Genomic DNA, 12,496 nt, shown 5'->3' with positions numbered 1-12,496 from the left:
CGCTGCCTCCCATTATCAAACCCTGATTCGAGTATAGGCCGCGGTCGGCAAAACAGGAAAAATTCCTGCGCTGGCCAGCGCCGGGGATGCGGCAATGCATCAAGCGGGCAGCGGCGATTCGAACAAAAAAGCCCATGCGCGCAGGTGCCGCGCATGGGCCTGGACCGGCTGAACCGGCGGGGTCAAGCTCGCCGGCTACTTGGTCTTGGCGCTGATAATTGCATCGGCGACATTCTTCGGCGCTTCAGCGTAATGCTTGAATTCCATGGTGTAGGTGGCGCGCCCCTGGGTGAGCGAGCGCAGCGAGGTCGAATAGCCGAACATCTCGGCCAGCGGCACCTCGGCGCGCACGATCTTGCCGCCGCCGACCATGTCGTCCATGCCCTGCACGATACCCCGGCGCGAGCTCAGATCGCCCATCACGTTGCCCATGAACTCTTCGGGCATTTCCACTTCCACGGCCATCATCGGCTCGAGCAGCACCGGGCTGGCCCGGCGCATGCCTTCCTTGAAGGCCATCGAGCCGGCCATCTTGAACGCGTTTTCGTTCGAATCGACGTCGTGGTACGAACCGAAGAACAGCGTGGCCTTGACGTCCACCACCGGATAGCCCGCCAGCACGCCCGCGTTGAGCGTCTCGCGAATGCCCTTGTCGACCGCCGGGATGTACTCGCGCGGCACCACGCCGCCCTTGATCGCGTCGACGAACTCGTAGCCCTTGCCCGGCTCCTGCGGCTCGAGCTTGAGCACCACGTGGCCGTACTGGCCGCGCCCGCCCGACTGCTTGACGAACTTGCCCTCGACCTCGTCGCAGCTCTTGCGAATGGTCTCGCGGTAAGCCACCTGCGGCTTGCCCACGGTGGCCTCGACGCCGAACTCGCGGCGCATGCGATCGACCAGGATTTCCAGGTGCAGCTCGCCCATGCCCGAGATGATGGTTTGGCCCGATTCTTCGTCGGTCTTGACGCGGAACGACGGGTCTTCCTGTGCCAGGCGATTGAGCGCGATGCCCATTTTTTCCTGGTCGGCCTTGGTTTTGGGCTCGACGGCCTGGGAGATCACCGGCTCGGGGAAGATCATGCGCTCGAGCACGATGATGTGCTCGGGATCGCACAGCGTGTCGCCCGTGGTGGCTTCCTTGAGGCCGACCGCGGCGGCGATGTCGCCGGCGTGAACGTCCTTGATTTCGACACGCTGATTGGCGTGCATCTGCAGAATCCGCCCCAGGCGTTCTTTCTTCGCCTTGATCGGGTTGTACACCGTGTCGCCCGAATAAACCGAGCCGGAGTATACGCGGAAGAAAATCAGCTGACCGACGAACGGGTCGGTCATGATCTTGAAGGCCAGCGCGGAGAATTTTTCGTCGTCGGTCGCTTGGCGCTGCACTTCCTTGTCGTCCTCGTCGTGTCCGGTGACCGGCGGGACATCGGATGGCGACGGCAGGAAATCGATCACGGCGTCGAGCATGGCCTGCACGCCCTTGTTCTTGAAAGCGCTACCGCACAGCATCGGCACGATTTCGCAGGCGATCGTGCGTGCGCGCAGTCCCGCCTTGATCTCCGCCTCGGTGAGTGTTTCTCCGTGCAGGTATTTCTCAAGCAGCGTCTCGTTGGCTTCGGCCGCGACTTCGATCATTTTTTCGCGCCATTCCTGCGCCGTGTCGAGCAATTCGGCGGGAATGTCGACATACTCGAATTTGACGCCCTGCGAGGCTTCGTCCCAGACGATGCCCTTCATCTTGATCAGGTCGACTACGCCTCGAAAATGATCTTCGGCGCCGATCGGAATCTGAACCGGCACGGAATTGCCGCGCAGGCGTTCGTGAATCTGCCGGTTGACGCGAAAGAAGTCGGCGCCCACGCGATCCATCTTGTTGACGAAGGCAATGCGCGGCACCTTGTACTTGTTGGCCTGGCGCCAGACGGTTTCCGATTGCGGCTGTACGCCGCCGACCGAGTCGTAGACCATGCACGCGCCGTCGAGCACGCGCATCGAACGCTCCACTTCGATGGTGAAATCGACGTGCCCCGGCGTGTCGATGATGTTGATGCGGTGCTCGGGATAGGTGTTGGCCATGCCGCGCCAAAAGCAGGTGGTCGCCGCCGAGGTGATCGTGATGCCGCGTTCCTGCTCCTGTTCCATCCAGTCCATCGTCGCGGCGCCTTCGTGCACCTCACCCAACTTGTGGTTCACGCCTGTGTAGAACAGGATGCGCTCGGTGGTGGTTGTCTTGCCTGCATCGATGTGAGCGCTGATGCCGATGTTGCGGTAGCGCTCGATGGGGGTTTTTCGAGTCACGATGGGCCTCTCTTGAAGCTGTTGGCAAAAGTGGGAGGAGCGATAAATCATACTCCTTTGTCGCGCGCCTGGCGGCGAGTTGGTACGCCCCGCCAGAGCGGGGGCGCACGCCGGATCAACTCTCTTCGTGCCACTCGACCTGGGCCCCGACCGAGCGCAGGTTTTCAACGAAACGCGGGTGGGCGCGGCGGATTGGCGCGGCGTTTTTGATCACCGAGCGGCCGTCGATGCTGGCGGCCACCATCAGCAGGGCGATCGCCACGCGAATGATATAGGGACTCTCGACCACCGCCGGGCTCAGCGGCAGGCCCCCGAACGTGACAAGGCGGTGCGGGTCGGCCAGGAACACGTGAGCGCCGAATTTGGAGAGCTCGACCGACCAGCCCATCGCGCCGTCGTAGACCTTGTTCCAGAACATCGCGCTGCCTTCGGCCTTGACCCCCAGCGAGATGAAAATCGGCAGCAGGTCGACCGGAAAATAGGGCCATGGTGCCGCTTCGACCTTGGTGAGAATATTAGGCGTGAACGGCTTGCGCACGCGCAAGGGGCCGTCCTGTACCGCGCATGACCAGCCGTCGCGGTGGACCACTTCGACGCCGAATTTGCCGAAGGTCCGGTCGATCAGCGGGAATTGCTCGGGAATCGAATTCTTGACGCTGATTTCGCCGCCGGTGATCGCGCCCAGCGCGAGGAACGTCGTGATCTCATGGTAATCCTCGCTGAAAGTGAATTCACCGCCGCCGAAACGCTCGGCGCCGGCGACGACCAGTTGCGAGGTGCCGAGTCCCTCGATGCTGACGCCGAGCATCGCCATGAAGCGGCACAATTCCTGCACATGCGGCTCGCATGCCGCGTTGGTCAGCCTGGAGGTACCCGCCGCGGTAGCCGCGCACAGAACGAAGTTTTCGGTGGTGGTGACCGAGGCGTAATCGAGCCAATGCTGGGTCGCCTGAAGGGGGCCGTCGGCGAGGATCAGCAGCGAGCCGTCGGTGCGCTCGATGCGCGCGCCAAAATGCTGCAGGACTTCGACGTGCGGGTCGATTTCGCGCATGCCCAGCGTGCAGCCCTTGACGTTGTCCTCGATGCGGGCGGCGCCAAAGCGTGCCAGCAATGGCGGCACCAGCATGATCGACGAGCGCATCTCCTCGGGCAGGCGATGCACCTTGGGGTCGAACCGCGTATCGCGATGGTGCAACTCGACAATGCCGCTGCCGAAATCGGCCAGCACTTCGCTGCCCAGCGCGCGAAAGATATCGAGGATTTTCTTGACGTCGGTGATCTCCGGCACGCCGAGCAGGCGTATCGGCTGCGACGTGAGCAGGGTGGCGCACAGCACCGGCAGCACCGCGTTCTTGTTGGCCGATGGCGTGATGCGGCCGCGCAGGGGCTGGCCGCCGTGTACTACAAGATTTGTCATGGAAAGACCTTTTCCCGCAAGGCACGGGCGGGCGCGCCCGCCGCCAGCCTGTTGTCATAGCGGCCATATGATACGCCTGCAAAAAAAAGCCGGCAGAGGAAGTTGGCAGAGGCTACGGAAATAGACGTGGTGAATTCGTCGTTGTTTGGTACTACAATGTATCCGACTATTATCAAAGAACAGTCCATATGGTACGGGGCATGTGGCGAATCAGGAGTTTGCTATGCCTTCGAAACCGACACATCACGCCGCGCCGGCGTCCGCCGCGCACGCCGATCATCCCTTTTTCGATCCGCTCGCCTATGGCAACGGGCCCGACGATTCCGTCACCGATGCGACCGAAAACGCGGCGATCACGCACCACTCGCTGGCACTGGGCGGGCGCACGATACGCTATACGGCAACGGCGGGCCATTTGGTGACCGTCGACCCAAGCAGTTCCAAGCCCGACGCGAAGATGTTTTACGTGGCCTTCACGGCCGACGGCGAGTCGCACACGACGCGTCCAGTCACGTTTTTCTACAACGGCGGGCCGGGATCGTCGGCGGTTTTCGTGCTGCTCGGTTCCTACGCGCCGATGCGTATCAAGACGTCGATGCCGGGGTTCACGCCGCCGGCGCCCTATGCGATGGAGCCGAATCCCGACAGCCTGCTCGACAAGAGCGATCTGGTATTCATCAATCCGGTTGGCACCGGCTATTCGGCGGCTATCGCGCCCAAGAAGAATCGCGATTTTTGGGGTGTCGACCAGGACGCCGGATCGATCAAGCAATTCATCAAGCGTTACCTGACCGCCAACGATCGCTGGAACTCGCCCAAATTCATTTATGGCGAATCCTATGGCACTGCCCGTAGCGCGGTGCTTGCCTACGCATTGCACGAGGATGGGGTGGATCTGAACGGCGTCGTGCTGCAATCGTCGATTCTCGATTACACGCAGGCGGGCAATCCGATCGGCCTGTTGCCGACGTGCGCGGCCGATGCCTGGTATCACAAGAAGATTTCCGTCAAACCGGCGCCCAAGGATTTGCCGCATTTCATGGCGACCGTCGCGCAATTCGCGGCCACCGATTATTTGATGGCCCTGAAGAATTTCTCCAAGGCCGATCCGGCCACGGTGCAGAAGCTCAGCGATTATCTGGGCATCAGCCCCCAGACACTGACCAGCTGGCAGCTCAACGTCGGCACCTACAATCACCTGGGCACCCTGTTGTTCCTGGTGACGCTGCTGCAGTCGCAGGGGCTTGCCTGCGGGGCTTACGATGGGCGGGTCACCGGCATCGATACCGGCATTGCCGGCAAGGTCGATCCGAATTCCGGCGGGAACGACCCGACCATGACGGCGGTGAGCGGCGTCTACACGGCCATGTGGAACAGCTACCTGAACGACCAGCTCAAGTTCACTTCCAACTCGGCCTTTACCGATCTGAATGACCAGGCGTTCCGTTACTGGGATTTCAGCCACATCGATCCGACCGGCGCGCAAAAGGGGGTGGATGCCAAGGGCAACGTGGTGCTCTACACCGCTGGCGATCTTGCCGCGGCAATGAGCCTGAACGTCGATCTGAAGGTATTGTCGGCCAACGGGTACTATGACGCGGTAACGCCGTTCTATCAAACCACGCTCGACTTGCAGGCGATGCCGCTCAAGGATCACGCGGTCAGGGACAATCTCACGGTCAAGTACTATCCGTCGGGACATATGGTCTATCTCGACGGCGGATCCCGTACCTCGCTCAAGGCCGACCTGGTGACGTTCTACGATAGTGCCGCGAACGACCACGCCGCCATGCAGCGCATCCTGAGCCTGCAGGCGCGCCGCCGCGCACGTTAGTCGGAGCTGCCGCGTTGGCGGCAGCGTTCAGGCTACGCCGGCGATTTTCTGGCCGTTGGGGCTGCCCAGGCCGGTACAGGCGTCCCAGCCCGGTGCGGCGGAGAATTCGCCGTTGTCGCCCTGGGTGATATCGTTGAGAACCCCCGGATGCTGGTACAGGATCGGGTTCAGATACCCGAGCGGTTTGCCCAGCGACGCATTCAGGCGCGCGATCAGGCCGGCCCACAGCGGCGCGACGGCGCTGGTGCCGCCGACGATCGTCGCTTGCGCGTCGACCACGACGTCGTAGCCGCTTGCCGGACTGGCGTCGCCCGCCACGTCGGGCACGCCGCGCTGGGTCAGCGCCTGGCTCGTGCCGTCGGCGGCAGTGACCTGCAGGCCCTCCTGCCACGAGGGCAGGGCGAAGGCGGCGCTCACGCCGCCGCCCGACGCGCCGCCGCCGGCGCCGTCGTTCCACACCGACTCCGCATCGCGCCGATTGGCGCTGGCGTGCAGCCGCGTGCCGCCGCATGCGAGCACATGCGGGCTGGACGCGGGGAAGTCGACTTGCGGGCTGCCGTTGCCGGGGCTGCCGCTCGATCCGCTGTCGCCGGAGGCCGCACATACCGTGACGCCCATCGCCGCAGCCGCTTGCAGTGCTCGATCGAAGGCATCCAGCGATTGACGGGTCCAGGCCGCTTCCGGGCCGCCCCAACTGATCGAGATGACCGTCGGTCGATGCGTGGTGTCGTGAACTGCGGCGCTTACCGCATTGAAAAAGCCTGCTTCGGTGTTCGGCGCGAAATACAGGACGATATGCGCCTCGGGTGCGATGGCACCGGTGATTTCGACGTCGAGCGTGACCTCGCCATCGGGACCGTTGGGGTCGCCCGTCGGGCTGTTGGTGGCCTGGTCTACCGACACCGCCGTGACCTGCGGCGGCGTGACGCCCAATTGTGAGAAGTACGTGGTGAGATCACTGGTTTTGACGCCGCCACCCAGTTCGATCAGCGCGATCGCCTGACCCTTGCCGGCGCCGGCCGGAAACTGATAAATCGACGCCAGTTCGAGCGGCGTGAACCCGGCGGCGCTGCGGGCCGCCGGTTGCAGCCTGAAGTGCGTTCTGGCCAGCGGGAGATCTTCCAGGCCGAGCACCGCGTCGACCACGGTTTTGAGGTGTTGGGGCAAATGCACCGGACCAACTCTGCCACGATACGATTTTCCCTCGTGTTCGATCTTCTGCAGATCGATCTCGAAGGCGTGGTTGAACTGAGCGACTGTACCGGACAGTACTATCGTGCGTTGAGCCGCGTCTCTGCGCACGACCTGCAGGCCTTCGCTGGCGGCAAACTGCTCGACCGCGGCAAAGTCGTCCGCAGCCGCGCTGTATTGCGCTGCGTAAGCCTCGCGCGTGAGCGCGGGCGGCCGTCGAGTGACGTCGTGCAGGGCCTCCAGGTGACGTGCGAATGCGTCCTGCGCGGGCTGTCGCACGACCAGCGTGACTTCAAAGCGCGCGCTCGGATCGGCCTTGCCGACGCAGCGCGCGCCGGGTGGGCAGGTTTGCTCGCTGCCGGGCAGGAGGAAGGTTGGCATATTAAGCATCCCTATCGAAGATGGTGGTGATCAGTTCAGCTTAGATCAAACCCACCGCGCCCGCCAAGCCTGAAAGATTTGCTTACATTCGTCGAGTGCGCCAGATGCACGCATCCTGACGATAAATCAAAGGATTATTGGGGAGGTGCCGTCGGCACCGTTGAATTTTCAGAACCCGGTTCGCTAGCATGCGCCATTCGACAACGACACTGCGGACCTGACCCATGGAACAATACAACTACAGCCGCCCCGGGCAGCGGGCGCGCAAAATCGGGGAGCACGGCGAAACACGTTATCTGCCGGGCCTGTGGCTGGGGCAGCACGACCATCGCTCGCCGATCGATTTCACCTTGCAGGTTGCCGCGGGCTCGGGGGCCGAGATGGTTCTGTTCCCGGCCAATGCGACCGCTGAGACACGAAAACGTCAGTGGCGTTATGCGGTGCGCGACCTGACCGGCTCCTGCCGGGTCGAGGCCGATGCACAGGCCGTGTTGCTCACGCAAGAAACGTTTTATCCGTTCGGCGGCACGGCGGTGTGGGTGAGCGCCAGCCCCGGCGAGGCGAGCCGCAAGCGCCGGCACTACTGCGGCAAGGAGCGCGATGCGAGCGGGCTGCACGATTACGGCCATCGAGCCTACGGCGCCTGGCTGGGACGCTGGATCAGCGCCGATCCAACCGGCGCGCAGGACGGCTTGAACCTGTTTGCCTTCGTGCGCAACAACCCGATCTCGAACACGGATCGGGATGGGCGAATGACGGAGCCGGCAAACGACGAAGCCGTGCCGGGTCGTGAGGATGAGGCGGCGTTGTGGCATGCAGTCAAGGACCGGTTGACGCCCAGCGCGGCAGCCAGGTACCGCGAAAAATTCTCTCGCTCGCCGTCCGCTTCCATCGAGTTCCCGAAACTCACCCGGCGTCTGGCGAAATGGGCGAACCTGAGCCCGCCGCTGATGTTGGTGCATTCGGTACGCCACAACGACGGCGCATTGTTCGAGCAGCCGGCCGAGCAGGTGCTGGCGCAATGGGATGTGGTCAGCACTTCGCTGATGGATATCTCCCGCATCGGCGAATTTTCCGATGCTCCCATCGCGGCATGGGATATGCATACCCGGGACACCGGCGCTATTGCCGACATCAATTTCGTGCTCGAGGTCCCGCCGCAAAATATCCTCGGAACGCATGACCGCGACGTGTATTTCCCCAATCATGCCGGTGTCGATCCGAGGACACATGCCGTTACTGAACCTCACGCGCTGGCGGATGCGATTCTTGGTGGAATCGACAAAGACGATGAGCGGAGTGTGCAACGCTACAACGTCATCAAGAGTCCGAACGCGATACTGAGAACGTCACCGCGCCATCAGTACAGTGAAATCCTGGTGGTCGGCCGACCGGGCGTCAGCCTGCACGCCGACTTCAGACCGACCGAGCGCATTCGCGTGAGCCGGCTGGTTGTCGCAGCCCGGCACCGGGCCGGCGATTCGCGGCGCGAGCGAGACGCACGGCAGCATTTGATGGCGACGGTCGACCGCTTGCGTGCTGTCAACCCGGACTTGCCGGTCAGGCTGATCCCTTAGCGTCTGGCGGAGTGGCAGGGCGGCGGGGTGGCACGAAGCGCCAGGTGAGTGCCACCAGCACGGCAAATGCGGCATAGGCGGCAGTAAACACCCACGGCGGGAAACGGTAATACAGCAGGCGACTGACCCAATATTGGATGAAGCCCGCCTGCCCCATGGCGCCCTGCCGGAGGTGATCTTCCAGCACCGTCAGCGGGCAGGGCAGGCCAGCCAATGCCAGCAGCGCCACCGTGCCGATCGCCAGCAGATGAACGAGCCGGAACAGCGGCTGCCGCACCCACGCCCAGCGCAACATGGCACCCAGCCATATCATGCCAAGCGCGCCGACGATGAAAAGCGCGATCAGCGCATGGACCACCAGCACGACATTGGCCAGCCAGGTCATCGCGCCTGCCGCCTTGGGGGGGGGCGAGTGGTGGGTTGCGGCCTACTTTTTCGGCTTGTTCAATTGCACGCTCAATTCGCGTGCCGTTTCCAACAGACCTTCATAGCCGGATTTCACATGCGCCGGCAGGTCCGGGTCACCCACCAGCACGCCAAGTGTCTCGGTCAGGCTGAACAGGATTCCCTTGGCTGCGCTCACAGCGATGTTGCCTGAATTGAGCGCCTGGCTGATATGGTTGAGCGCCGCGCCGAAGTGCTCCTGTTGGAGATCGTCGTCTTGCGGTTTTTGGGGAGCGTCGTTGGTCATGATGCGTGCCTGGTCTGGATGCGGCTGCGGAATGCAGCGCGTTACATTCGATTCTAACAGGGCCATGTGGGCCGGGGCAGTGATCCGCGTCACGCCGCCTAATGATCGGCGGCGGCTGCCGCATGCGTCACCCGGCGGGTGGTGCGCATCAGAATGAGCAGCGGCATCGACGCGAGAGTGAGCACGAACAGCAGCTTGAAGTCGTCGACGTAACCGATCATCGACGCTTGCCGCGTGACTTCCGCATTCAGCGCCGCCAGACCGGACGCGGTGTGAATATTCCATGCGCCGGGCAGCGCGTTGGGCTGGGCGACCGGGTTGTATGCCGTGATGTGCTCGGCAATGGATGCGTGAGCAATTTGCGTGTTGCGGGTCAGCTCCGTTTGCACGAACGAGATGCCGATACTGCTGCCGATATTTCTGCTCAAACTGTAGATCGACGTGCCTTCGCCCCGCAGTTGGGGATCGAGCGTCGAGAAACTGGCGGTGGTCAACGGTACGGAAATCAGACCGATGCCCAGACCCTGCAGGAAACCCGACCAGATGACCGTGCCTTCGCCCATCGCCAGGTCATAGCCCGACATCTGCCATAGCGAGAACGCAGCGACCACAAAGCCGACGCCGACCAGATCGCGCGCCTTGATGGGGCCTACCAGCCGTCCGGCGAGCACCATCGCCAGCATCGAGCCAGCCCCGCTGGGCGCCGTTGCCAGGCCTGCATCCAATACCGAGTAGTGCATCAAATTCTGCAGCAGCGGCGGCAGCAGTGCGCGCGTGGCATAGAGTACCGCGCCCATCACGAAGTAAATGCAGCAGCCGGTAATGAAATTGCGATCGCGTGCCAGCGCGCGGTTGAAGAATGACGTCGTCTCGACAGTCAACGTATGGCCGAGGAAAAAGGCGAATGCGATCAGCGCGCACAGCGCCTCGATCCAGATTTCCACCGATCCGAACCAATCCTGCACCTCGCCCCGGTCGAGGAACAACTGCAGCGCGCCGATGGCGATGCTCAGCGTCGCGAAGCCGAACAGGTCGAGCTTGCGCGGCGAGAGCCGGGTCTCCGTCATGAAGGCCAGAATCCCGAAGAACGCCAGCAGCCCGATCGGCACGTTGACGTAGAACACCCAGCGCCAGTTGTAATTGTCCGTCAGCCAGCCGCCCAGCGCGGGCCCGAGAATCGGCCCCAACGTGACGCCGGTGCCCCATAGACCCATCGCCTGGCCGTGTTTTTCCGGCGGGTTGATGTCGAGCATCACCGCTTGCGACAGGGGCACCAGTGCGGCGCCGCACAGGCCCTGCAGCAAGCGCGCGACGACGATCTGAAACAGCGAGATCGACATGCCGCAGGCGATCGAGGTGATCGTAAAGCCCGCCACCGACATCAGGAATATGCGCTTGCGGCCATAACGTCCAGCCAGCCAGCCGGTCAGTGGCGTGCCGATGGCAGCTGCAACGATGTAGGAGGTCAGGACCCAGGTGATCTGGTCCTGCGTGGCAGACAGGCTGCCCTGCATATGCGGCAAGGCGACGTTGGCGATCGTGCTGTCGAGTACCTGCATGATCGTCGCAAGCATCACCGAGGCCGTCACAAAAGCGCGGGCTCTGGGGGCCAGGCGAACTTGCGCGGCGTGGGAGGGCAGCACGGCGCCAGGGCTTGCCTCAGGCATCGCGCGGCATAGCGTCGGCGGGGCGCACGAGCACAGGTGCAAACATCAATGCAGCGTCGACGCGGGGTCGTCGGCGCACACGGACTCGGGGACTTCGCGCTGCAGGATCATGGCGTCCGCATTCAGCGGGGGCGGGCGGCGATTGGGCTTGAAGACCGGGTCACCCTTGCGGATCGGCGCGCCGCTCAGCGCGCACAGGCCGTTGGTGCCGGCTTTGCCGAGCCGCCAGATTTGCTCGCCGTAGTGGCAGCGACGCGCGTCGCTCCAGTTGACCACCAGCACCCCCGGACGAGGGCGTTCCAGCAACCGGACGCGGCGCCCGGTCACGGGCGCGAACCGGTCATTGGCCTTATGCATCATCGTTCACCTCTCTCATGTCATGCGCACTCACTCGCCGCACCGGCCCGGGCATCGCCGCGACTCAGGGCGGAACTCGGGGCATGCCCCGGCACCGGATTACGGTGCCGTGGGCTTGCAGCGTCGAGCCATTTGGGTAAAATGCGAGGGAGACTCATATTTTGAGAGCCATAATATGACTAGCCCTCATATATTGTCAAGGCACCCCAAAGTGCCGCGACAGGAGCGCGGCGAGCGGCGTGTTGCCGATCTGCTGGGTGCGGCTGAGCAGCTTTTCGCCACGGCAGGTTACGATGCCACGACAATGAGCGCGATCGCCAAGCAAGCCGGCGCTTCGATCGGTTCGCTGTATCAATTTTTTCCGAGCAAGGAGAGTATCGGCAGCGCGTTGTTGCGCCGCTATATGGACGAATTGGGCGAGCGGCTTGCCCAATGGCAGAAGACGCTGCCCACTTCGCTCGATGTATTCGGGCAAGAACTCATTACGGTGGCATACGACTACCTGTCGCAGCGGCCCGCGTGCCGTGTGCTGGCGGAGACGCCGTCGCTGGTGCCGAAATCGTATCGCATGGAAAAGTTGTCGGTCAGCGTACAGGCGTTGCTGGCGACCTTCGTGCCGCAGATGACCGAAGCCGAACTTGCGCCGATTGCGCTGGCGGCATCGATGATGGTGCGCGCGGCGATGCAGGGAAGCCGCTTGCTCGACGAGGCCCGAGGCAAGTCGCTGCGGCACGAAATGCAGCAGGCGCTCGGCGGCTATCTGGTCGCGCGCCTGGGGCCGCAGGTCGCCCCACGGGGCAAGCGCTGAGGCGTCCTCACTCAAAAGAACGGATTTGTACGCATGCTCAGCCATAGGCCCATGCTGCCCCTTCACGAGTGAAGACGACACACTGCCTATTTCATGATCCGCCCCGAGTGGGGATCCAGGGAAGCCGTGAGCATAAAGCCATTGGTGAGGCGGCCTACGGTGAACTTAGTGGTCTTATGCACAACGAAGTCTTGCATACGGAGGCCGTTGGCTAAATGACCTCCAAATCGTGACATAGCGGGAAAAATGCTCGGCACCTTGTTGAGCCGCTGTCG

General features: G+C 63.1%; 10 protein-coding genes. 3 read left to right on the top strand and 7 right to left on the bottom strand.

Annotated elements, in window-relative coordinates; genetic code table 11:
- Positions 1-195 precede the first annotated feature (195 nt).
- Both fusA and PATSB16_RS11130 read right to left on the bottom strand, forming a co-directional pair.
- Positions 196-2,298: an elongation factor G gene (gene fusA, locus PATSB16_RS11135; RefSeq protein ID WP_047216486.1), complete on the bottom strand. Its 2,103-nt coding sequence runs from the start codon at positions 2,296-2,298 to the stop codon at positions 196-198.
- A gap of 115 nt (positions 2,299-2,413) precedes the next feature.
- Entirely contained in the window at positions 2,414-3,715 is a 1,302-nt protein-coding gene (locus PATSB16_RS11130; protein ID WP_047214195.1) for a UDP-N-acetylglucosamine 1-carboxyvinyltransferase, read from the bottom strand.
- Positions 3,716-3,938: 223 nt separating this feature from the next.
- Between PATSB16_RS11130 and PATSB16_RS11125 the strand changes: the two genes are divergently transcribed.
- A complete protein-coding gene (locus tag PATSB16_RS11125; RefSeq protein ID WP_047214194.1) occupies positions 3,939-5,549 on the top strand; it encodes a S10 family peptidase in 1,611 nt (536 codons plus the stop codon).
- 27 nt (positions 5,550-5,576) lie between these two features.
- On the opposite strand, the gene PATSB16_RS11120 is transcribed toward PATSB16_RS11125, so the two are convergent.
- Positions 5,577-7,121 (bottom strand): S53 family peptidase, encoded by a 1,545-nt coding sequence (locus PATSB16_RS11120; protein ID WP_047214193.1) that lies wholly within the window; start codon positions 7,119-7,121, stop codon positions 5,577-5,579.
- A gap of 224 nt (positions 7,122-7,345) precedes the next feature.
- Between PATSB16_RS11120 and PATSB16_RS11115 the strand changes: the two genes are divergently transcribed.
- The gene (locus PATSB16_RS11115) at positions 7,346-8,698 is read left to right on the top strand and encodes an RHS repeat-associated core domain-containing protein (protein ID WP_047214192.1); all 1,353 of its coding nucleotides are present in this window, start codon (positions 7,346-7,348) and stop codon (positions 8,696-8,698) included.
- Here PATSB16_RS11115 and PATSB16_RS11110 read toward each other — a convergent pair.
- From PATSB16_RS11110 to PATSB16_RS11095, 4 genes are all read right to left on the bottom strand, one after another.
- Positions 8,682-9,083 carry a DUF2784 domain-containing protein gene (locus PATSB16_RS11110; protein WP_047214191.1) on the bottom strand — a complete coding sequence of 134 codons (402 nt, stop codon included), beginning with the start codon at positions 9,081-9,083 and terminating at the stop codon, positions 8,682-8,684. The two genes, PATSB16_RS11115 and PATSB16_RS11110, sit on opposite strands and share 17 nt — an antisense overlap.
- Positions 9,084-9,125: 42 nt before the next feature.
- On the bottom strand, positions 9,126-9,389 hold the full coding sequence (locus tag PATSB16_RS11105) for a hypothetical protein (RefSeq protein ID WP_047216485.1): 264 nt from the start codon (positions 9,387-9,389) through the stop codon (positions 9,126-9,128).
- Positions 9,390-9,487: 98 nt separating this feature from the next.
- Entirely contained in the window at positions 9,488-11,056 is a 1,569-nt protein-coding gene (locus tag PATSB16_RS11100) for a DHA2 family efflux MFS transporter permease subunit (protein ID WP_083566759.1), read from the bottom strand.
- A 45-nt stretch (positions 11,057-11,101) separates the two neighbouring features.
- The gene (locus PATSB16_RS11095) at positions 11,102-11,416 is read right to left on the bottom strand and encodes a DUF3331 domain-containing protein (RefSeq protein ID WP_052892657.1); all 315 of its coding nucleotides are present in this window, start codon (positions 11,414-11,416) and stop codon (positions 11,102-11,104) included.
- 172 nt (positions 11,417-11,588) lie between these two features.
- On the opposite strand from PATSB16_RS11095, the gene PATSB16_RS11090 reads away from it, so the two are divergent.
- A complete protein-coding gene (locus PATSB16_RS11090) occupies positions 11,589-12,221 on the top strand; it encodes a TetR/AcrR family transcriptional regulator (protein WP_169834616.1) in 633 nt (210 codons plus the stop codon).
- The last annotated feature ends 275 nt before the right edge of the window (positions 12,222-12,496 follow it).

It is taken from the genome of Pandoraea thiooxydans, from assembly GCF_001931675.1.
Lineage (GTDB): Bacteria > Pseudomonadota > Gammaproteobacteria > Burkholderiales > Burkholderiaceae > Pandoraea > Pandoraea thiooxydans.
The sequence above is the reverse complement of the archived record's forward strand: the minus strand, read 5'-3'. Positions and strand labels throughout refer to the sequence as shown.